This window comes from Marinagarivorans algicola (assembly GCF_001292705.1).
Taxonomy (GTDB): domain Bacteria; phylum Pseudomonadota; class Gammaproteobacteria; order Pseudomonadales; family Cellvibrionaceae; genus Marinagarivorans; species Marinagarivorans algicola.
The window spans coordinates 70,396-92,640 of sequence record NZ_LGAK01000020.1; the positions used below are offsets into that span (position 1 = coordinate 70,396).

Here is a 22,245-nt window from a genome sequence, read left to right on the forward strand (position 1 = left end):
AGAATGGCTCTTCACTGTGTATTTTTACCTTTATGTTAAGGGTTTTAAGAGGCAATACTATGTCGAGAAGCAATACTATGTCGAGGAGTCATATTATGTCGCACTCAGTTTCTTCACAGCCTGCTGAACTGGTTTCTGCAATCAATTTACCTGATTCTCTGCGCGATCATGTGAGATTACTCGGTGAACTTTTAGGGGATACTTTGCTGAAACATGAAGGCGCTAAAATTTTTAAAAAAGTAGAAGACATCCGTACGCAAGGTAAAAATGTTATTGCCGGTGCTCAAGATGATCAACCCCTTTTATCTTTACTCAGCAGTGTAGAAGACGCTGAAGTCTTGCCCATTGCTCGATCGTTTAATCAGTTCCTCAATCTTGCAAACATTGCAGAACAAGAATACAGCGCCAGTATTGAAGCGGATATTAGTGATCATTTAGATGCGCTATTGAGTCGGCAGGTTGATAAGCTCGGTAAAGATAAACTCGCCGAAGTGGTGAATACGTTAAAAATAGAATTGGTATTAACCGCGCACCCGACCGAGGTCACACGCCGTACTTTAATTCATAAATATGACAAAATCGCTGACAGCTTAAGCAGTCTTCGCCGAGCCGATTTACTACCGCACGAAATCAGCAAAGAGCAAAACAGTCTGAGTCGCTTGATCGAAGAAATTTGGACCACCGATGAAATTCGCAATGAGCGCCCAACAGCGGTTGATGAAGCCCGCTGGGGGTTTGCAGTTATTGAAAGTAGTTTGTGGCAGGCTGTCCCTGATTTTATTCGTCACCTTGATGGGCTTTCGCGCAAACGTCTAGGTGCTGGCTTACCCTTAAATGCCGCGCCTTTCTCGTTTTATTCGTGGATGGGTGGTGACCGTGATGGCAACCCGAATGTTACCCATGATGTCACTCAAAAGGTTATTTTGTTGGGCCGCTGGATGGCCGCGACGCTCTACCTTAAAGATTTAAAATTACTGGCTGGCGAGCTCAGTATGAGTACCGCCTCACATGAGTTACTGGCTCAGTTACCCAGCGCCAGTACAACCCCCTATCGCGATACACTAATGCCTGCGATTCACTTATTAGAAAATACTGTAGAGTGGGCTGATAATCAGTTGCGCGGTCAAGATGCTTATACCAATAGCGCGCATGTATTTACTGAGCGTAAGCAAGTACTTGAAGCGGCGCAGTTGTGTTATCGCTCGCTGTGTAGCGAAGGCTTGCAAGAAATTGCCGACGGCCCGCTGATGGACTTTATTCGCCGTTTAAATTGTTTTGGTGTTAATTTGGTGCCTTTAGATGTACGCCAAGATGGTGAACGCCATATTAAGGTTTTAGATGAACTGACGGCTTATTTAGAGATGCCGGGCTATCGCGATGTCGGTAGTTATAGCCAGTGGGACGAGCCGCAGCGCCAAGCTTTTTTACTTGAGCAATTAGACAGTAAGCGCCCCCTGTTGCCACGTGAGTGGCCAATGAGTGAAGATTCAAAAGAAGTCTTGGATACTTGCCGCGTTATTGCCCAGCAACCGCGCGAAGCGCTGTCTCATTATGTGATCTCTATGGCGCAACAACCCAGTGATGTGCTAGCTGTGGCATTATTACTGAAAGAAAGCGGCATGCGTTGGAATATGCCTGTAGTGCCTCTGTTTGAAACACTTGATGATTTAGATCGCGCGCCAAGTGTTATGAACCGCTTATGGCAAATGCACTGGTATCAAACTTACAGCGCTGGCGATCAAACCGTTATGATTGGCTACTCAGATTCGGCTAAAGATGCGGGTAAGTTAGCGGCAACTTGGGCGCAATATAAAGCGCAAGAGCAGTTAGTGAGCATCGCCGATAAGTACGGTGTGAAATTGGTTTTATTTCACGGTCGTGGCGGTACCGTAGGTCGAGGCGGCGGCCCCGTCGAAAAAGCTATGGCATCACAGCCGCCGGGCTCGGTGAAAGGCGTTATTCGGGTAACGGAGCAAGGCGAGATGATCCGCTATAAATTTGGTCGCAAGCGCGTGGCCTTTAATAGCTTGTCGACGTACGTTACGGCCAACCTGATGGCAACATTAGCCCCCGACGCTGCGCCAAAGCCCGAGTGGCGAGAATTGATCGAGCAAATGTCTAAAGTTAGCCTGCATGCTTATCGCAGTGTGGTACGCGAAAACCCCGATTTTGTACCGTATTTTAGAAGCTTAACCCCCGAGCAAGAACTCAATAAATTAGCACTTGGAAGCCGCCCAGCAAAGCGTAAATCGACTGGGGGCGTTGAGAGTCTGCGCGCTATTCCTTGGGTGTTTGCATGGATGCAGGTACGTTTAAATTTACCGGCTTGGTTGGGTATGGGGCAAGCACTCAAATTTGCTCTAAAGCAAGCGCCCGATACGTTTCAAGATATGCTGGTGGCTTGGCCGTTTTTTGCGAGTTATATGGATTTGCTTGAAATGGTTTTAGGTAAAGCAGATTTACAGGTCAATGCCCATTACGAAAGCCAGCTAGTCGATGCGAGTGTTCGCCCGCTAGGTCAGCAATTACGTGCAGACTTGGCTGAGTTAGGAGAGTTGATTTTGTCCATAAAAGGGCAAAAGCAACTGCTCGATCACGACCCTGTATTGCAAACAACATTGAGCGTACGCAAGCCATACGTCGACCCGCTAAATTTTTTACAAGTTGAACTATTAAAAAGAGAGCGTAAAGTAGGTAGTATTAGCGCTGATTTGGAGCGGGCACTTAAAGTGACTATGACAGGCATCTCAGCCGGCATGCGCAATACGGGCTAAAAGCACTAAGCCGTTTTAAAAAAACACCAAGATTTTTAAACGGCTTAGGTTTAATTCAAGCTTAAACGCTTAGATATAAAAGCTTAGATATCCCTTAGGTGTAAACTTAGCTGTAAAAACGTAGCTGTAAAAACTTAGCTGTCAGTTCAAAAGCGCTTAGGCGTATAATTGTTGCCTTACAGCCTATGCTTAGCATTAAGTTTTAGGCTAGTGGCTATTGAAAGGCGCTAGATAGCGCCTTTTTTTGAAAGGATGTCAATACGGTATAACACTGCATATCACGCTTTAATCAATACCTAAAAACCCCTAAATTCAATCGGTTTAGGAGATGATGGACGTAGCACATGGTTTGTTGCTCGGCTATCCGCAAGAGACTTGACCATGGTTACACATTTGAATGCTTCACATACTCAAGATGCTAAACATCGCTACCCGGGCATTACATTTATTGCGCAAGCTTTAAGTATTAACAGTAGTCGTCGCGTACTCGATTTGGGCTCTGCATCGGCGGCAAGTTTTAATTTTTTTATGCGCAAAGGCTGTACGGTACGCTTTGAAAATATTAGTCAATTTGTGGCTGATCAAGTATCGGGGCCCGTAGAGTCGCGCGGTGACTCTAAGGCTATTCGAGCACAGCTTGAAGGGTATCTTGGTGGCTTTCGCAGTCACGAAAAATTTGATGTGGTGCTCACTTGGGATCTCTTTAGTTTCTTAGATTTAGAAACTATTGAGTGGCTGATGGAAATGTTGGGACACTTTTGCCACGAGAATAGTTTATTGCATAGTGTGCGCTATATTGAGCAATCGCCATTGGCACCCGTTCAATTTCAAATAGTCAGCGATCACGAAGTCAAAACACTGGCTGATCGGCATCAAGCGGCTATACGCGCACCGCATAGCTTGCCCGATTTGGTTCGCCATTTACCGTTTTATCATCTTGATACGTGCTTTGCCCAGCAAAGCGGTATGCCTATGGGTGTTAGTGAAGATGTCTTTCGGTTTTTACCCTCTAAAAAAAATGTATTGCGCCATGGCGCTAAGCTTGATGTGCCTGCTGTTGATACAGGCTCTTTAGCAGGCGAGCCTCATCGCTCTTACGCGTTAGAGGTTTTATGTGATCATTTAGCGCATATTGAACAGCCGCGAATCTTAGACCTGGGTGCTAATATCGCCACAAATTTAGAGTTTTATAATAATTTTTCTAGTCATGTTGTTTTTGCGCAACTATACGATGATCTTAAAAATAATATTGCGCCCGAAGATATTCTTGTTAATGAGGCCCTATTAAACTGTGAGCCCGATGAAAAGTTTGATGTTATTTTTACGTGGGGGTTATTGGGGTATTGTACGCAAGAACAATTAGTTGCTTTAAAAGAACGTCTATTGCCACATATTCATGAAAGTACAAAAATTCACGTTGTGATTTATGCTGGCTATACTCAGCCGACTACACCGGATAAGTACTACATTAAAAATACTCACACACTGCATTTACCAGAAGTACAAGAATACTGTAATACGCATTTGCCCCTAACAGCTATTCGTTTGCTTAAAATATTGGGCGATGCCAGCTATGAAAGTAGTTTTATCATGAAGCCCGGCATGGCCCCAAACTTTTTTGAGCATATTTTGGTATTGCAAAAGCAAGAAGTTAACAATTAAATACGAAAGTAATAACAGGTTACAAGCTCTCAAAAAGGCAGCGTATTGTACGCTGCCTTTTTAACAGTCGATGTTGTGTACTGTGACTTGCTGCTAGGTGCGTACTTTTAAATGATATAGTGCGTACTTTTAAATGCTATATTGTTGTAATTATTCAGCCAAGCTGAAAAAATTCACCTGATAGGGCACTGATGGATATCTTCTGGGCATTTAATGCTGGGAGTGTCATATAGCGCCATGGATAGCTTGAACGGTCCAGGCAATGATTCATCAGTGCTCAATGTCGGTATCTCTGAATAGTTACATATTGTTTACGTTAATGCGGTCTTAAGCCGGATTAAGTTTTCTTCTTACCCAATAGTCCATACTGACATAGCGGCCTGCACCCATAAAAAACAGGGCCAGTAGCATAATAAAATAAGTCACAGCAAACTCAATACCATTATTAAGTACAACAAAGTTGCCGGTCTCGGTTAGCCATTCGTAGTTACCGTGTTCGCGCAATAGCCCTTTCGCTGCGCCTAGCCGAGCACCCACTTCTTCACTATTTTGTAAGCTAGCCTCAGCGCCCGGAAAGCCAATAGGGGCTAAGACATTAGACATGCTAGTTTGGGTACTAGAAGGGGCTATGGCATACCAGCCGTTGCTCCAGTGCGCCGTTGTGGCTGCAATAATCATTGTGAACATTAACGGGCCCGCAAACCAGCGTGTGGCAATGCCTAGTAACAAGGCAAAACCGCCAATAATTTCGGTGGCGGTGGCTAAAAAGGCCATCAAAAAAGGAGCCGGTAAACCTAACCCCCAGTCACTATTGCCAAACCATTCTACCGTGCTTTCAAAGCTATTGAGTTTATTGAAACCGGCCGATATAAAAATAGGGGCAAGGTACAGGCGTAAAAAAAGCGGCGCTAAAAAATCCGCTGTTCGTGTTTTGTCGAGCAGTTGTTGGGCGCAACGACTCAGACCGAGTATTTTATTCATAGCTTGGCTCAATTAAGGAGAGGTTTAAAGGTGAGTCGCGTTGAAACGACTAGCTTGGGTGTAGGCTAACTAACATGCCGCGATGTAAAAAATCGTCAATTATAGGGGTACCAAAGGCGACTATCTGAGCTGGGTCGGGATGATGAATGGTTTCGGCTAAGCACAGCAGCGCGTGCTCTGCTGTGCTTGAATGCTTAGTTATTATTTCAAGCAGTGCACAAGTCATGGCATTCATTGCCATAAACTGTACGCGATGGCTAGGGTCGCGGTAGATGGCTAAAAAAGTAGTCTCAGGTGTCTCGGGTATGCAGTCGGGGCTTATGGTATGTACTGGCCACTCAAAGGTGTGGTTGCGTAGCGTAGGGTTGGCATACAGTATATTGTCTTGGTTTGATGAGCTTTTGGCTGGCGCTGTAGGCTGCTTGAGCGGCACTGCATTGCAAATGTCGACTTCGAGCTCTAACCATTCATACTCGATAAGCTCACAAAACCAAGGGGGTAGGCATAGTGTGTGTTCGCCTTGCTTAATGTAGCTGACAAACTCTTTAGGAATTTCGCTAAAATAAGGTGTACGGCAGCGCCACTCAGTAAAAAAAGCCCGACTAAAAGCCAGCCATTGATCAGCGGGGAACAAGCTTTTAGCGACGGGGAAGCAATTGCTGATAAAGCCGCAAATGTTATTAAAAAATAACTCTTCATAAATTCTGCTAGCCCGAGCGGGAATGTTTTTAGGTTTTTGGCGTGCATTGGGTTGACGTAGATATGCACCGTAACTAGCTTGAAAATCAACTAAACCTTTGGGGGCCTTAGGGCTAAATTGCGTCATAGTAGCCCCTATTGAGCCGCGCTAATTATGGTGTGTGGTGCCTTAGGAGCTTGGCTTTGTAAGCGCTTAATATGGTTGAGTTCTTGTTGCAGTTGATTAAGGCTTGGAAAGTTAAAGTCTCGCTCTAAGCAGGTGGGTACTTGTGCTGCATGAGGAATAAGCTGGTAAGCCTGCTTAAGTAGCTCCCAGACCGGATCGATGACATCAGCGCCGTGCGTGTCAACAATAAAGCCATCGGGCTCCACATAATGACCCGCCACATGTAAATAACAAGTCTTATCAAGAGGTAAAGCTTTCAAGTAGTCATGCGCATCAAAACCAAAGTTTTGGCTATTTACATAAATGTTATTGACATCGAGGTGTAGCATACAGCCAGATGCCTGTACCACGGCGCTAATAAATTCTTCTTCGCGCATTTGAGCGCCTTCTGGAGCAAAATAATACGAAGCGTTTTCGATGCCGATGGGCATCTCTAGTATGTCTTGTGCTTGCTTGATTCGATCGGCTACCCAGTGAACTGCCTCGTGTGTACAGGGAATGGGCAGTAAGTCATAGAGATGGCCATCATCAGAACACCACGATAAATGCTCGGTGTATAAATGGATATTATGATGCTTCATAAATCCTTTGATATTGCGTAACAATTGAGTGTCCAACTCTGATGCACTACCAATGGATAGTGATAAACCGTGACACACAAAATTAAAGCGCTCCGTAAAGCTGCGCAAATCGCTTGCGTAGCGACCGCCTAAGCCCAGCCAATTTTCTGGCGCTAACTCAAAAAAATCGATGCCAGTGAGGTCTCCGGTTTTGAGTTCATTAAGCATCTCGCGCCGAAAGCCTAGGCCTGCTCCGCGTAGCGATTGCTCGGTGATGGAGTGTTTTTGAGTCATAGTGTGTTTCATAAAATACAAGGTTCAGTCGCTAATGTCAGAGTCATACACTTTAAGCTGTTAATTGGCTATGCGAGCTTCCGGTTGAGGCGCATGGCTTTGACTGGATGTGTGCGCCAGGCAAAGCCATGTTGGTTCAGTATCGCTAAGTTGGGCGTAAAGCGCCCTGCTAATAAGCGGTACTAGCGGCATTTAGCCGCCACACTTACCTTCGCCACATTTGCCGTCAGCTTTTTTGTCTGATTTAGCGTCGCCGCCACACTTACCTTCGCCGCATTTGCCATCAGCTTTTTTGTCTGATTTAGCGTCGCCACCACACTTACCTTCACCGCATTTGCCGTCAGCTTTTTTGTGTGATTTGGCTGCGTCAGCACCACATTTAGCTTCGCCACACTTACCGTCTGCTTTTTTAGCGTCGCCGCCACAGGCACCTTCTGCGGCCGCAACTTGGTAGCCGCTTTCTAAGGCTGTTGCACTAAAGGGGTTTTCGGTGGCATTAACGTTACCCGCGGCAAGAGCAATGGCAACAGCTGAGCTAATAGTGATGTTTTTGATTTGCTGGTTCATAATTAGTACCTTATTAATTAATATTTAACGTAAAGTTGGGTGAGCTATGGCTCTTGTTTGTGCAAAAAGTTCTATAGCGCATGATAAAGTGTAATGTGCCGTGCTGACTCTACGCTTAATTACTCCCCAGAGCTTAATACGCTTGAGCCTTGCTGGCAGGGCCTTTGTTGTATTAGTCGTTAGTGTGACAGGATTCTTACAGTTTATTTCTCACTTTTTTGTAACAACGGGTGTTGGTACGCCATGATCAAAAAGCCCTCGAGTCATCGGTTGTGAGACAACCGATGACTCGAGGGCGTAATACACACCAGTAAACAAGAGCTTTAAGGCTCTGTTTGTGCTTATTTAAACAGTTTTATGGCATCTGCTATATCGTCATTAACGCCTTCGGCTATTGCGGACTCGATGTCAAAATCTAGCCCTAAACGGTCAAATGCGGTGACGCTACTGTAATCTAGGTCGCCATAGCGCTGGCCATTGGCGGCCATATTTTGCAGCATAGCAACAGTGACAATATCGGAGTAATCCGCTTTTGCGGTTATGCGGCCAAAGTCTAGGTGACTACTAGGTACGTTGCGTATCTCTGACGGAAAGGACCACTCGGTGAGAATTTTGGTGCCCAGTAAGCTATGTATTTCTTGGATGATGCCATCGAGCGTCATGCCGTCGCGCAATAAAGCGGGGAAATGCTCAGCAAATTGTAAAATAGGCAGTACACCAATTTTGTGCGTTAGGCCCGCTAGAGTGGCCATATCGGGGCGCAATTTAGTTTGAAATTTACAAATCATACTGCACATGCCGGCCATCTCCGAAGAGGTTGCCCATACTTGGCGCAAGCGCTGATCAACCATATCGGTTGTTGCCTGAAACATTTGCTCCATAGCTAAGCCAATAGCGAGTGATGATGTGGTGGCAAGACCTAAGCGCATAAGTGCCATGTTGAGGTCTTCAATATCTTTACTACCTCGGTATAGGGCGCTGTTAGCCACTTTAATAATGCGGGCGGTTAGCGCGGCATCATGGCCAATAATTCCAGACAGTTTTTTGATGTCTGTTTCTGGATCATCGGTAGCATCGCGTACCTTAATGGCCATTTCTGGCATCGTTGGTAAAACGAGTTTATCGGCCTCAATGGCGTCACATATCGCTTTATAAACCTTTTGCGATATCGGTGATAGTGACTGTATAGACATTGTGCTCCCTCAAAAGAATTGTCGCTCTCTTAAGGTATAGCACAGCTCGTGTTGTTGCAGTACTTAAGCTACGTCCTTCGGTGAATTGAGGCTGCTATTGCACTAATGAATAAGGTAGCGCAACGGCGCTCAGTGGTGCATTATTTGCGCTTTTTACGTGCAAAGGCTCATCACCTAAGTAAGCACTGCTACAGGCCAGTATTAGGTGGCCACTGGCATTAATCACCTCGCCAACGGCCTTGCCGGCAGTATTTAACAAAGGTTGGCCAAGGCTTAGGTTGGCGTCATGGCTGCGCAATAAATGTAAGCGCTGCTTGCTTTGTCCTTTATAGTGCATGCGTGCAATGATCTCTTGTCCGGTATAGCAGCCCTTTTTAAAGCTGACTGCACCAATGGCATCGTAATTAAAAGCCTGAGGTAAGAATCGCTGTGTGGTTAGCTCGGTGACTTCCGCAATGCCTTGCTCGATCATCATGTGTTGCCATAGCGCCGGCGCGAGTAATGGTTGCGCTATATTTTGCTGGATCAAATAGTCTATTAATGCGCGCAGCTGCTCGGGCGTGAGCCATAGCTCGGCCATATGATGACCCGTGAGCAGCAAACCATAAGTGCTCGTACGCGTTACCAGTTGTGCTAAGTTGATGGGCGGCTCGGGGGCTCTGGCAGGCTCTGGGGTTAAAGGTTGTTCTGGAGTCAAAGATGGCTCTGGGCGTAAAACCACAGCGAGTGCTGCAACGCTGGCCTGTGTTAGTCCTACCGCTAAATACTCGCTAAGCTCGCACTGTGCTTTAGAAAAGACTAAATATTTTTTAAAGGCCTCAATCGTTTGCGTGGCAATACTATGGTGTACACGCAGGCCAATGACTTCAGGGGCGAGTTGTGCGGCGGTAAAGCTGCTGATCATGCGCCCTTTGGGGTTGCAGTGGGCGCCTCGCAGCCATTGTTCTTGAGCGAATACGCCAAAATCACAGGTGCATTGACCTTGCAAAAAAGCCAGGGCATCGGGCCCTGTTAAGGTAATAATACGGTAGTCACTCAGAGGAATTAGGCCTAGGTTGCCGCCTTCTTTTGAGGTGTCATTGTGAGCGGTATTGGCCATTAGTGACGTATTGAGAGGTAAAAAAGGCGCCCAAGGGTGAGTCATGGTATATACCTATTAAATAGAGCCTGTAAATTGAACTGGCAAATACAGCGTATAATACTGCAAGTAATGACAGTCAGTAATAAATGTAAAAAGTGCTAAGGCACGATAATTGAGGTATTTTTATGGAATACAACCGCCTAAAGTGGGCAAGCCGCCGTGGTATGTTAGAGCTTGATTTGATTCTCATGCCCTTTTTGGAAAATATTTATTTAACGCTTAGTGAGCAAGAGCAAAGCTGGTATGTCGACCTTTTGGCCTGTGAAGACCAAGATATGTTTGGTTGGCTAATGCAGCATAAAGAGCCACCTACGCCTGAGCTAAAGGGTATTGTTGATATTGTACTGGATAATACAGGTCTTAAGGTCTAACTCTTACCAAGTACAGCGCTATAGAAGCAGTATTTTCAATAATCGAGACTTAATATGACTTATCAGCCTCGAGTACAGAAGGCCGTGTTATGCCGATAGTATACGATGAATTATTCAGGTACTAATTTTCAATTGACTGTTAAGCCTTCGCGCTTGATGGTTGTAACCCCCTTTGTGCTATGGGGGGCGGCAGTGGTACTTGCGTTATTGGGACCATTTTATACTGTGGCTAAAGTATTATTTATCGCCATTTGGCTTGGCATAGGTGTGTATTATTGGTACCAGTTAAACAGGACTCGACACTACAGCCAGCTAAGGCTTGAAAGCGGTAATTTAATTTTAGGCTTTAGTCATGGGCAAACATCAGAGCCCGAGCTTATTCACCTTGTGGGTCGTCAGCGTGTACTACCTTGGCTAGTCGAATTAAATATTGTCAGGGAAGATGGTCAGCAATATTGCTGGGGCATTGCTGCAGATGCCGTAAGCCGTGATGAATTTAGGCAGCTTAAAGTTTTTGTTAAAACGCATTGTGGTTAGTGATGGACTTTTTTGCTGTGTTCTTAATTTTGCGTTTGCGCCTAAAGTGAGGGCTTTGTTGTTTTTCTTGCTGTTGTATTGCCCATGCAATATGTTCTTGTACCATAGTATCGGCACTGGTGTATTTCGCCTTTAGGGCTTCTATAATACGGATATCATTAGGAGCATTACCTAGGCCAACGGCCAAATTACGCTGCCAACCACGGTAGCCGATTCGCCTCAAGGGTGAGCCCTCGGTGCGTGTTAAAAATGTTGCTTCATCCCATAAGAATAAATCGAGTAATTCAATATTATTCAGATGATGGCGTGCGTTAAAATCAGGTTCAGTGGTGGTGTGAGCGTATTTATTCCAAGGGCAAATAGCTTGGCAATCATCGCAACCAAAAACGCGGTTCCCCATAGGTTCGCGAAACTCAACAGGAATAGCGCCTTTATTCTCGATGGTTAAATAACTAATACAGCGAGTGGCATCTAGAGTGTAGGGTTCAGGAAAGGCATCGGTGGGGCATACTTTTAAGCAGGCCGTGCAGGTCCCGCAGTGATCTTCACTTTGGATATCGTCAGTAATTAAGGGTAAAGAGGTAAATACTTCCCCTAAAAAAAACCAGCTTCCCGCTTCTTTATGTATCACTAAGGTGTTTTTACCTATCCAGCCTAGACCGGCTTTTTCGGCCAGTGGGCGCTCGAGTACTGGAGCGCTATCGACAAAACCACGCTGACTGGGGGGGGTAAGTCCAGCCTCTAGAGCGGCGGTATTAATTTTTTGGGTCAGGGTTGCAAGGCGTTTGCGCATGAGTTTGTGATAATCACGGCCTAGTGCATAGCGTGCAATGTAGGCTTTATTGGGCGTTTTTAGTGTTTTAATATGGTCACTGTTAAGCGCTAAATAATTAAGCCTCACCGAAATAACGCGCACAGTATTGGGCACTAAATCCTCGGGTGTATGGCGCATAGTGCCGTGATCGGCCATCCAATTCATATCACCGTGATAGCCTTTAGCGAGCCATTGTTGGAGCTTTTCACGGTAACCGTCGAGGTTGGTATCGGTAATGCCCACATCATCAAAACCCAGTTCTTGGCCCCAGGTTTTAATGTTTTGACTGAGTGTATGTAAAAAGTGTGCGCTTAGTTGTTCTGGCATTATTGGGGCTTCTTTGTCACAACAATATTATATAAATCGGTACGACGATCTTTTAAATTTCTGACAGAGCCTTCGCTGTGTAAGACTTTTAGTTTGGCCATATCCAAATCAGAAAACAACAGCATCTCAGTATTGGGGGTGGCTTCATTTAATACCGCATCATGCGGAAAAGGAAAGTCAGAAGGGGTGAGTACTGCCGATTGGCTGTATTGTACATCAAGGCTCTCAACTTGCGGTAAATTGCCTACACTACCAGCAATCACAACATAGCATTCATTTTCGATAGCGCGTGCCTGAGCGCACAGTCTAACGCGTAAATAACTGTTTTTAGTGTCCGTCCAAAAAGGGACAAATAAAATATCGAGCCCTTGCTCTGCCAAAATACGCGATAGCTCAGGAAACTCAACGTCGTAACAAATTAAAATACCAACGCGACCAGCATCGGTTTCAAACACTGTGACGGTATCCCCCCCTTGAATAACCCAATCATTTTTTTCATGCGGAGTGATATGAATTTTACGTTGCTCATCGATATGACCATTGCGGTGGCACAGATAGCTGACGTTATAAAGTTTACCAGCGTCTTCTAAAGGCATCGAGCCGGTAATAATATTGGCGTTATATTCAATAGCCATGCGCGACATATCATTTTTGAGTCGCTCAGTATGGTGTGCTAAACGACGAATATCTTCGGTTTGAGAGCTTTGTGCGCTTAACCCCATTAGCGGCGCATTAAAAAACTCTGGAAACAAAATAAAATCACTTTGGTAGTCTGAGACTGTGTCTACAAAAAATTCTATTTGTTCTAGCATTTGTTCATAGCTATTAACTGCACGCATTTGCCACTGCACAGCGCCCACACGCACAATAGATTTGGTGGTTTCTAATACGCTGTCTTGTGGCTCGTATAAAATATTATTCCACTCGAGCAGTGTGGCGTAACCTACGGATTGAGCATCTTCGGGGAGGTATTTTTTTAATAAGCGCTTAACTTGAAAGTTATTCGATAATTGAAAACTTAATATCGGGTCATAAATACTTTTTTGGCCTACTTCACGGATATACTGCATAGGCGAGAACTGCTGGCTATGTTGATGGTAGTTGGGTATGCGGCCGCCAGCTAAGATTGCACGTAAATTGTACTGTCGGCAGAGCTCTTTGCGTGCATCATAAAGCCTACGCCCCAAGCGCATGCCACGATGGCTTTTAGCAATAACCACATCTAAGCCGTAAAGTGCATCACCTTTGGGGTTGTTGTTGACTTGATCGTTGGTGTCAACAATATCTTCATAGGTGTGAGGGTTAGAAAAGCGCGAATAATCGACTTGTACACTCAGCGCAATACCGACGAGTTGATTATCATCCAAAATACCAATCTGGCCTTCTGGAAATTCATTAATCAAATACTCAATCGTATGGCTTGGCCAAGCGCCGCCTAACGTAGAATAAACGTTATCCATTAAGTCTTTAACTTGAGGGTATAAAGCCATGGATAAATTACAAAGCTCTAAGCGCGTATGCTCAGCTGTCATATTGGGTGATCCGATGATTGGAAAATATGTGTCGAGAGTCGCGGTGATACGTGGAGTCAGGCTTCACTACACCGTCAAATTCATTAGGGTTGAGTATTATGTCTACTATCAGCAGAGTTGATTGGATGAATATTATGGCATTTAGCGTACAGTCACAAAAGCTTTTAATGCAACGCATCATAAAGCCTGCATTCAAGTGGCTAAAGCTGTTAGTGGGGCTGTGTTAAAATGGTAAAAAATGTGAGTAACAAACATGAAAAATGATGTAACGATTGGTTTATGTAACCCCAAAAGCCCCTCTAATGTGGGGGCTGTTATGCGCGCGGCAGGTTGCTATGGCGTTGATGCTGTGAGTTATACCGGCGAGCGTTTTGCGCGGGCAGCTAAATTTAAAACAGACACTAAAAATCGCCAGCGTGAAATACCGCTGTTAGGTGTTGAGAGTTTAACCGAAGATTTGCCTGTTGACGTGAGTATTGTGTGTGTAGAGTTAGCCGAGGGCGCCATCGCCTTACCTGAATTCAAGCACCCCGCTAAAAGCCTGTATATTTTTGGCCCTGAAGATGGTTCTATTGCACAAGATATTATCGATCAAGCTTGCGCGGTGGTGTATGTGCCGACTATAGGCTGTATGAACCTTGCGGCAACGGTGAATGTTGTATTGTATGACAGGCTCGCAAAAAGTAACACGCCGGTTGACCATCAAGCCATTATTCAAAAAAGCCGCGATGTGAATAATCGCTTGGTTGTTAAGGAAGGTTGTTAAGGGAGGTTGTTAAGGGAGGTTGTTAAGGGGATTGTTAAATAGAGCGCAGGTATTTAACCTAGGCTCTATTCATCGTTAATAATGAGTCACTTTCAGAGCTACCGAAAATGAGCGCTAATAAATCATTGATTGGGCCGCTCAAGCTTCTGCGGCTTTGTACGCCTCGATGTTATGCTCTTGAAGCCCCAAATTTGTTTAGCTGACTCATTCTTATTCAAGCGCAGGGCCTATTTCCTACGCACCCATATTGGGACGGGCGCTTTATCAGTAAGGTTTGTTAGCTTGGTTGAATAGTTACAATAATTATAGCGTTACTTAAGCTTGCTCAAAGCACTTGCTAGCGCATTAATGTCTAATACGCTGTAATGAGGTTGTGCCGCCAGCGGGAAAAGCACCTTACCTTTGCGCTGAATAAAAGCTGTTTGCAAGCCCGCTTTGTGAGCACCTGCAATATCCCATCCGTGAGCGGCGACCATTAAGGCTTGATCGGCATTGACGCCCAAGTTTTTTAATGCCCATTGGTAGGTGCTGAGGTGAGGTTTAAAGACACCAACCGATTCAATGCTTAAATTTGCGGCAAAGTATTGGCTTAAACCCGCATTTTTAAGCTGTAATTGAACACCCTCTAAAGACGAATTGGTGAGTGTGACCAGCTTATAACCTTGCGCCTTGAGCTTGGCTAAACCCTTGGCTACATCAGGATGCGGTGGCAGTGAGCGTAGAGGCGTTAAAATAGCGGTTTTGGCTTGTGCTTGAGTTATATCAATATGGTTAATTTCGGCGACCATTTGTAGTGCCGCGACACCAATATTACCAAAACTCTCGTAATCGCCTGTCGCCGACACAACAAGAGAGTGATGCAGCATGGTTGAAAACCACAATGGTAGTAAATCTTCGCGACCGCCGAGTGCAGCACCTACCGACTTACGCATGCTTTCTAGATCGAGTAAGGTTTCGTTAACATCAAAAATAATGACTTTGGGTTTGCTGAGCTGCGCTTGTGTTGTTTGGGTCGGTGGGGCTTGAATTGGTGCGGCTTGATCGGCAAAAAGAGTATTGGCGGTAAACAGTAAAGCAGTAGCAAACCTAGGGAGTAAAGCGCGAATGTTCATAATACCTCGACAGTATGTAATTGGTTGATGTGAATGTGAGAGGGTGGTATTGCTGTTTAGCAAAGGCTTATTCAGGGCTCAAGTAGCCGTTTAAACAAGCATTCAAACAAGAGCGCCAAAAGAAAGCTTTTGCATGAATGGCGTGAATAGACCGCAATATCCGTATTTTGTTAGATGATTGCGGAAAGAATCGTCCCTTATGATGGTTTATCGAGCGGACCTGACCGTAGGCGCTTAGCGCAGCGCTTGTTACACGGCCCATAACGGCGCTTAAGGTGGTATCTCCGTTAAGGTGTGTTACCCCAATGACTCATCAGTGCCCATTCGCTGCACCTTTGAATTGCTTTTGCATGGCTACAGTGATGACTAAAAAGGTGAGTGGAGTTGTTAGAAAATAGTTAGAAAGACTGCAAACTTAGCCATTTGTGGCATGGAATGTTAAATTACGCCTTTTTATTATTTAGGTGTCTACGTATGTCAATAAAAACAACACAGCCGGCCCCTGCGTCGGGTTGGTTTAACCGGTTTTTATCAACGGTTGAATTTTTAGGTAATTTATTGCCGCACCCCATCACGTTGTTTGCTTTGTTTTGCCTCTTTATTGTTGTTTTTAGCGGCATTGCTGATTGGTTTGGTTTGAGTGCTATAGACCCTCGGCCCATTGGTGCCGTCGGACGCGACCCCGACGGCATTATTGAGGTGGTCAGCCTACTGAGCGCGGAAGGTTTGCAAAAAATAGTCACAGGCTTGGTGACTAACTTTACCAATTTTGCCCCTTTAGGGACGGTTTTGGTGGCTTTGCTGGGTGTGAGTGTTGCTGAGCATTCGGGTTTATTGTCGGCTGCACTGCGCGGCATGGTAATGGGCGCCTCTAAGCGCTTAGTCACCTTCATGATTGTATTTGCGGCGATTTTATCAAATACCGCCTCTGAGCTGGGCTATGTGGTGTTGATTCCACTAGCGGCGATGATATTCCATAGTTTGGGGCGCCACCCATTGGCGGGCTTGGCTGCTGCCTTTGCGGGTGTGTCGGGGGGCTATAGTGCCAATTTACTACTAGGCACCATTGATCCGTTACTGGCAGGTATCACTACACCAGCGGCTCAGATTATCGACCCTAGCTACCAAGTAGGCGCCGAGGCTAATTGGTATTTTATGATGATATCGACTTTTTTAATTGCTATTTTAGGTACGGTGATTACTGAAAAAATTGTTGAACCTAGGCTGGGTAAATACAATGAAGAGGAGGCCAGTGAAGTACTGAGCGCCAGTGTCGAAGGCTTATCAGCTCTTGAACGCAAAGGCTTAATGTATGCAGGGCTAACCTTTTTGGGTTTAGTGATTCTATTGGCGCTGACAATTATTCCGGCCGATGGTATTTTAAGGCACCCCGATACAGGCCTTGTTAAAGGCTCGCCTTTTCTTAAAGGAATTGTGGCCTTTATTTTTGTGACCTTTGCAATACCAGGTTTTGTGTATGGCAAAGTGGTTGGCACTATGAAAAACGATGTTGATGTGATTAATGCGATGAGCAAGAGTATGGGCTCATTAAGTATGTATATTGTTTTAGTGTTTTTTGCCGCACAGTTTGTTGCGTTTTTTAAGTGGACTAATTTAGGCACTATTTTGGCGATTAATGGCGCCCAGTTATTACAAACACTGAGCATGACGGGACCAGAAGTCTTTATCTTATTCATTTTAATGTGTGCGGTGATTAACTTAACACTGGGGTCTTCATCGGCGCAGTGGGCAGCGACCGCGCCGATTTTTGTCCCCATGCTTATGCTAATTGGCTATGCTCCTGAAACCATACAGGCGGCTTACCGTATTGGTGACTCTGTGACCAACCTGATTACGCCGATGATGAGCTATTTTGGTTTGATCTTAGCTGTTGCTACTAAATATAAAAAAGACATGGGTATAGGAACACTCATTGCCACAATGCTGCCTTACAGTATGGCCTTTTTGGTGGGTTGGATTGCGTTGTTTTATCTTTGGGTTTTTGCTTTGGGTTTACCCGTTGGGCCTGGTGCAGCTATTTATTTTCAGCCTTAGCCGATGCAATATTAGTGGCTCCATCCCTAGTGGTTTTAATGCAAGAGTGACTTCAATGCTAGGTTGTATGTGCGCATACCGGGTTTTGCAGTGGCGTATTGCTTTGCATATTACTGTAATACAGTATTTAGTTATACGAATAAACCTCACCTAATAAGGTGCTGATGGGTTACTTTTAGGCACAGTCTCATTCCACAGCAGGGATTAGGGACGAGGGAAAAAAGTACATTACTCAATAACACGTGGCTTCTGCTTCTTCAGCAGCGTTGCTCACAGTGTTACATGGCTCGGCATGCGCCCCTTAGGGCGCTTTGCCGAGAAAGCAGAACCCGACTTAAATGAGGTAAAGTATTGTCGCCTCGCCCCTTAGGCTTTGCCTGTTCTTTTTCCTCCTTTTTACTATTTTGCACTTAGCTGTCATCTTATGGCTTTTAATTTGTGCGCTATTTTTTAGGCTTTATTAGTGTTTATTGGCGTTAAAATGCTAATGAAAGGCAAAAAAACGATCTTAGTGTGCTTATTAAGCGTCATAATAGTCCTTTGGGTTGACTGCTCTGCCGACCTGTGGCATTGACACCTAGCTCTGCCGCCAGTATCGTATTGGCCCTTTTTGCTGCGTTTTCTAGGCTTGAGTCGTAGCATTGTTATCACTGATTAGTCTGCATGAGGTGAGTTTTGAAAACCGTAAAAATAGGTATTTGTGGTCTTGGTACTGTAGGCAGCGGTACATTTAATGTTATTGCGCGCAACCAAGCAGAGATCAATGCACGTGCGGGTTGTCATATTGCCATCACTCACGTGGGGGCACGCCGCGACAACCCCAATACAGATACCTCTGAGATCATGCTAAGCCGTGATATTTTTGCAGTAGTGAATGACCCAGACATTGACATAATCGTCGAGCTAATAGGCGGCACCACGGTCGCTAAAGACTTAATTATGCAGGCCATAGCACAGGGCAAGCATGTAGTGACGGCTAACAAAGCCTTAATTGCCGAATTTGGTAGCGAAATTTTTGCCGCCGCTAAAGCCCATGGTGTTGCCGTGGCTTATGAGGCCGCTGTCGCTGGGGGTATTCCTATTATTCGTGCCCTGCGCGAAGGCTTAAGTGCCAATAAAATAGAGTGGTTGGCCGGTATTATTAACGGCACGGGCAATTTTATTTTGACCGAAATGCGCGATAAAAGCCGTACATTTGAAGATGTATTAACCGAAGCGCAAGCGCTAGGCTATGCCGAAGCTGACCCCACGTTTGATGTCGAGGGGGTTGATGCGGCGCATAAGCTAGTTATCTTGGCCTCCTTGGCTTTTGGTATGCCGCTGCAGTTTGATAAAGTTTACTGTGAGGGTATCAGCGCTATAGCTCCAGAAGACGTACGCTATGCCAACGAGCTAGGTTATCGTATCAAGCATTTGGGTATCGCGCGCAAACATGCCCATGGGATAGAGCTGCGCGTACACCCTACGCTGATTCCTGAGCGCCAACTTATTGCCAAGGTTGACGGTGTTGATAATGCCATTTTGGTCCATGGCGACGCGGTTGGTTCAACACTGTATTGCGGCCCCGGCGCCGGCAGCGAGCCGACGGCATCAGCGGTGATTTCAGATGTGATTGACCTAGCGCGCATGCTTTCGGCCAACCCTGAAAATCGTGTACCTTATTTAGGTTTTGTTACTAACAGGCTCGAAAACCACACGATATTGCCCATGAGCGATGTCGAAACCAGCTATTATTTGCGTTTAAGCGCTGCCGATAAGCTCGGTGTGCTCTCTAAGGTGACGCAAATATTGAGTGATCTTGGGATTAGTATTGAGGCATTGATTCAAAAAGAGCCCAAAGAAGACCAAGTTGAAGTCCCTGTCATTGTTTTAACCAATAAAGTGTTAGAGCAAAAAATGAATGAAGCGATGCATAAAATCGAAGCGCTGGATACGGTATTGGGTAGTGTTGTACGTATTCGCGTGGAAGCACTCAATTAATTAACCGCCCTGTTCAATTTAGAGAGAAGAAACTGTGAAATTTATAAGCACTCGCGGCCAAGCGTCAGCGCTAAGTTTTGAAGATGTTGTATTAACGGGGTTGGCAAGCGATGGTGGTTTATATTTGCCTGAAGTTATTCCACAATTTAGCACCACCGATATTGAAGCGATGCGCGGCCTGCCTTACAACGAGTTAGCATTTAAAATTATGGCGCCGTTTGTAGATGGCGAGGTAAGCGATGTTGATTTAAAAGATATTATCGATCGTTCGTACGCGACCTTTCGCCACGACGCTATTGCGCCTTTAGTGCAAACAGGCCACAACGAGTTTATTTTAGAGCTGTTTCAGGGGCCAACTTTAGCGTTTAAAGATTTTGCTTTGCAGTTTTTAGGTAACTTGCTCGATTTTATTTTAGAAAAGCGCCAGCAAAAAGTCGTCATTATGGGTGCAACCTCGGGCGATACAGGCTCGGCAGCTATTGAAGGCTGTCGTCACTGCAAGCATGTGGATATCTTTATTTTGCATCCGCATAAACGCGTCTCAGAGGTGCAGCGCCGCCAAATGACGACGGTCATCGAAGATAACGTGCATAATATTGCCTTAGAAGGGAATTTTGACGATTGCCAAAATATGGTGAAAGCCAGCTTTGCCGATCAGTCTTTTTTGCCCGAAGGTCGTCAACTGGTTGCTGTTAACTCTATTAACTGGGCGCGTATTATGGCGCAAATTGTCTATTACTTTTACGCGGCTGTAGCGGTGGGCTCACCTGCACGTAAGGTGTCTTTTTCGGTACCGACGGGTAATTTTGGCGATATTTTTGCCGGTTATTTAGCCAGCCGTATGGGCCTGCCTATTGACCAGTTAGTTATAGCCACCAATCAAAACGATATATTGCACCGCTGTATCAGTCGCAATGATCACTCGCCGCAGCCGTTAGAGCACTCGTTGTCACCGAGTATGGATATTATGGTGTCGAGTAACTTTGAGCGCATGCTATTTGACTTACACGGTCGTGATGGCAATGTTATTGCTAAGCTCATGGAAGCCTCTAAAAGCGGCAGCATAACGTTAAGTGATGACGCGCTGGCGCGTGCGCGCGAACTGTTTAGTAGCTATCGCTTAAATGATGACGAAGTGCTTGAGGTTATCGCGCAGGTTTATGATCGCACAGAATATTTGTTAGACCCTCATACCGCCATCGGCGTACAAGCGGCGCGTAAAACACGGCGTAATAAAGCGGTACCCATGATTTGCTTAGCAACGGCACACCCGGCTAAATTCCCCGAGGCTATTCAAAAAGCAGGGTGTCATGATCCAGTCCTACCGCACCATATGAGTGATTTATTTGACCGGAAAGAGCACTATCAAGTGCTCGATAATGATATAGCATTGGTGCACCGCTTCATTAGCAAAAATATTCACGAGTAAGTAGGTTTTGAGCTGAGCGCTTGACTGAGTATTCAGTCGAGTGGCCTGTGATATTGTGAGTGCGCTATCAATCTACTTGAATGCTAGCGTTAACTCGGATGACTCTGTGTGTCATTATATTTAGGCCGCCCTTAAATGGGCGGTTTTTGTTTGTGGCGGCCAAGGGTGTAATGCCACTGACCGCTAGTATTGCATGGCATAAGACTGCTAACAAAGTTGGAGCGCAAAATGCTTGCACTTGCGGTGAGCAGACGTGGCGTATATGTCAATAGTGGGCGTGCCAATTAAAGGGGCATTAGCTTAATCGCTTATTAACCCTTAATGTCGGTATCTCTGAATAGTTGCAGCAGCGCACACTGTAAGCACCACGCTTGCAGCATGTGTTTTATCTTTGATGTTAATAACTTATAGGCTATAGATTGATGGAAGCCAAGCATTTAATTATGATCGCTAGCGTACTAATAGCTATTGCTTTAGTGTTAATCTTTTTTGTATGGAATGTGCGCAGACAGCAAAAAAAATATCTACAAGCAAAAGATTTTTTAGCGTTGCAAGCGTTACGCTCTATGCTAATGCACCTTCAACGACACCGTACATTGTCGGTTGCAGTACTCGATGGCGACCAAAGCATGCTCGCCGAGTTGGCATTGGTGCAAAGTAATACCAGTCGCGACTTACAATGTATCGCGTTAGAGGCTGATTGGGCCAAAAAAGATGTTCCCGCCGATTGGTTAGCCATTACAGCCCATTGGGCACGTTTAGCGGGGCGCTACCAGTATTTAAATATCCGTCAAAATTTAGATCAGCATACCAAGCTTATTAAAAACTTATTAGCCTTTATTGATGAGATTATTACAACGCTGAATTTACGGACACCCAGAGTAGGTTATCCGTTGCAAGGGCAAACCTCGTGGCGTTATTTATTGGATTTAACTGAAGGACTTGGGCAATTACGAGCGATAGGGTTAGCTTATATTGCCAGTATGGAGCGTGGTGAGCAGGCTCCGCGTTTACGCAATGCATTGCAAACTAAGGTGACTGAGCTCACGCAAGCACTCGAATTGAACGACTGTAATCAGTCGGTTTCGAAATCTCAGAAAAATAGCATATTACAGTTTATTGAGTGCTTTCCCGAGGCTCTACTCAAGAACCCCAAAAAATGCTCTATTAAGCATTATCACCAAAGTGCAACGGCCATTATGGATGCATTGTATATGGAGTTTGATAAAGAAATAAAGAAACTCCAAGACCGCCTGTAATGATCTTAAATCATACCTTGTACACC

The 22,245-nt window shown here is 45.3% G+C and carries 18 protein-coding genes; 9 read left to right on the forward strand and 9 right to left on the reverse strand.

What is annotated here, in order from left to right; genetic code table 11:
- Positions 1 to 95 precede the first annotated feature (95 nt).
- Positions 96 to 2,774 (forward strand): phosphoenolpyruvate carboxylase, encoded by a 2,679-nt coding sequence (gene ppc / locus AC438_RS08535; RefSeq protein WP_053980833.1) that lies wholly within the window; start codon positions 96 to 98, stop codon positions 2,772 to 2,774.
- Between the two features lie 381 nt (positions 2,775 to 3,155).
- Positions 3,156 to 4,436: a hypothetical protein gene (locus AC438_RS08540; RefSeq protein WP_053980834.1), complete on the forward strand. Its 1,281-nt coding sequence runs from the start codon at positions 3,156 to 3,158 to the stop codon at positions 4,434 to 4,436.
- A gap of 327 nt (positions 4,437 to 4,763) precedes the next feature.
- Here AC438_RS08540 and AC438_RS08545 read toward each other — a convergent pair whose 3' ends face one another.
- From AC438_RS08545 to ygfZ, 6 genes are all read right to left on the reverse strand, one after another.
- Positions 4,764 to 5,417: an HvfX family Cu-binding RiPP maturation protein gene (locus tag AC438_RS08545; protein WP_053980835.1), complete on the reverse strand. Its 654-nt coding sequence runs from the start codon at positions 5,415 to 5,417 to the stop codon at positions 4,764 to 4,766.
- Positions 5,418 to 5,466: 49 nt separating this feature from the next.
- Entirely contained in the window at positions 5,467 to 6,243 is a 777-nt protein-coding gene (locus AC438_RS08550) for an HvfC family RiPP maturation protein (RefSeq protein WP_053980836.1), read from the reverse strand.
- 8 nt (positions 6,244 to 6,251) lie between these two features.
- The gene (locus AC438_RS08555) at positions 6,252 to 7,136 is read right to left on the reverse strand and encodes an HvfB family MNIO-type RiPP peptide maturase (protein WP_053980837.1); all 885 of its coding nucleotides are present in this window, start codon (positions 7,134 to 7,136) and stop codon (positions 6,252 to 6,254) included.
- Positions 7,137 to 7,328: 192 nt separating this feature from the next.
- Complete coding sequence (locus AC438_RS08560) at positions 7,329 to 7,703, reverse strand: HvfA family oxazolone/thioamide-modified RiPP metallophore (protein WP_053980838.1); 375 nt, start codon at positions 7,701 to 7,703, stop codon at positions 7,329 to 7,331.
- A gap of 341 nt (positions 7,704 to 8,044) precedes the next feature.
- A complete protein-coding gene (locus AC438_RS08565) occupies positions 8,045 to 8,896 on the reverse strand; it encodes an HDOD domain-containing protein (protein ID WP_053980839.1) in 852 nt (283 codons plus the stop codon).
- A gap of 94 nt (positions 8,897 to 8,990) precedes the next feature.
- Entirely contained in the window at positions 8,991 to 10,040 is a 1,050-nt protein-coding gene (gene ygfZ, locus AC438_RS08570; protein WP_053980840.1) for a CAF17-like 4Fe-4S cluster assembly/insertion protein YgfZ, read from the reverse strand.
- A 122-nt stretch (positions 10,041 to 10,162) separates the two neighbouring features.
- Here ygfZ and AC438_RS08575 point away from each other — a divergent pair, with 122 nt between their 5' ends.
- Both AC438_RS08575 and AC438_RS08580 read left to right on the forward strand, forming a co-directional pair.
- Entirely contained in the window at positions 10,163 to 10,408 is a 246-nt protein-coding gene (locus AC438_RS08575; RefSeq protein ID WP_053980841.1) for an FAD assembly factor SdhE, read from the forward strand.
- Between the two features lie 105 nt (positions 10,409 to 10,513).
- Positions 10,514 to 10,945 (forward strand): protein YgfX, encoded by a 432-nt coding sequence (locus AC438_RS08580; RefSeq protein WP_053980842.1) that lies wholly within the window; start codon positions 10,514 to 10,516, stop codon positions 10,943 to 10,945.
- Here AC438_RS08580 and queG read toward each other — a convergent pair.
- Together queG and AC438_RS08590 are read right to left on the reverse strand one after the other, a co-directional pair.
- Complete coding sequence (gene queG / locus AC438_RS08585) at positions 10,926 to 12,086, reverse strand: tRNA epoxyqueuosine(34) reductase QueG (RefSeq protein ID WP_053980843.1); 1,161 nt, start codon at positions 12,084 to 12,086, stop codon at positions 10,926 to 10,928. The genes AC438_RS08580 and queG overlap by 20 nt on opposite strands.
- A complete protein-coding gene (locus tag AC438_RS08590) occupies positions 12,086 to 13,618 on the reverse strand; it encodes a bifunctional GNAT family N-acetyltransferase/carbon-nitrogen hydrolase family protein (RefSeq protein ID WP_053980844.1) in 1,533 nt (510 codons plus the stop codon). The genes queG and AC438_RS08590 overlap by 1 nt, the downstream gene beginning before the upstream one ends.
- Positions 13,619 to 13,871: 253 nt before the next feature.
- Here AC438_RS08590 and AC438_RS08595 point away from each other — a divergent pair, with 253 nt between their 5' ends.
- Positions 13,872 to 14,384, forward strand: coding sequence for an RNA methyltransferase (locus AC438_RS08595; RefSeq protein WP_053980845.1), 513 nt, complete (start codon positions 13,872 to 13,874; stop codon positions 14,382 to 14,384).
- A 311-nt stretch (positions 14,385 to 14,695) separates the two neighbouring features.
- Here the strand turns inward: AC438_RS08595 and AC438_RS08600 are convergent, their stop codons facing one another.
- The gene (locus tag AC438_RS08600) at positions 14,696 to 15,496 is read right to left on the reverse strand and encodes a haloacid dehalogenase type II (protein ID WP_082354045.1); all 801 of its coding nucleotides are present in this window, start codon (positions 15,494 to 15,496) and stop codon (positions 14,696 to 14,698) included.
- 474 nt (positions 15,497 to 15,970) lie between these two features.
- On the opposite strand from AC438_RS08600, the gene AC438_RS08605 reads away from it, so the two are divergent.
- The 4 genes from AC438_RS08605 to AC438_RS08620 all read left to right on the forward strand — a co-directional run bounded on the left by AC438_RS08605 (position 15,971) and on the right by AC438_RS08620 (position 22,219).
- The gene (locus AC438_RS08605; protein WP_053980846.1) at positions 15,971 to 17,551 is read left to right on the forward strand and encodes an AbgT family transporter; all 1,581 of its coding nucleotides are present in this window, start codon (positions 15,971 to 15,973) and stop codon (positions 17,549 to 17,551) included.
- 675 nt (positions 17,552 to 18,226) lie between these two features.
- Positions 18,227 to 19,531 carry a homoserine dehydrogenase gene (locus AC438_RS08610; protein WP_053980847.1) on the forward strand — a complete coding sequence of 435 codons (1,305 nt, stop codon included), beginning with the start codon at positions 18,227 to 18,229 and terminating at the stop codon, positions 19,529 to 19,531.
- 34 nt (positions 19,532 to 19,565) lie between these two features.
- The gene (gene thrC, locus AC438_RS08615; RefSeq protein WP_053980848.1) at positions 19,566 to 20,960 is read left to right on the forward strand and encodes a threonine synthase; all 1,395 of its coding nucleotides are present in this window, start codon (positions 19,566 to 19,568) and stop codon (positions 20,958 to 20,960) included.
- Positions 20,961 to 21,382: 422 nt separating this feature from the next.
- Entirely contained in the window at positions 21,383 to 22,219 is an 837-nt protein-coding gene (locus tag AC438_RS08620; protein ID WP_053980849.1) for a nitrate- and nitrite sensing domain-containing protein, read from the forward strand.
- Positions 22,220 to 22,245 lie beyond the last annotated feature (26 nt).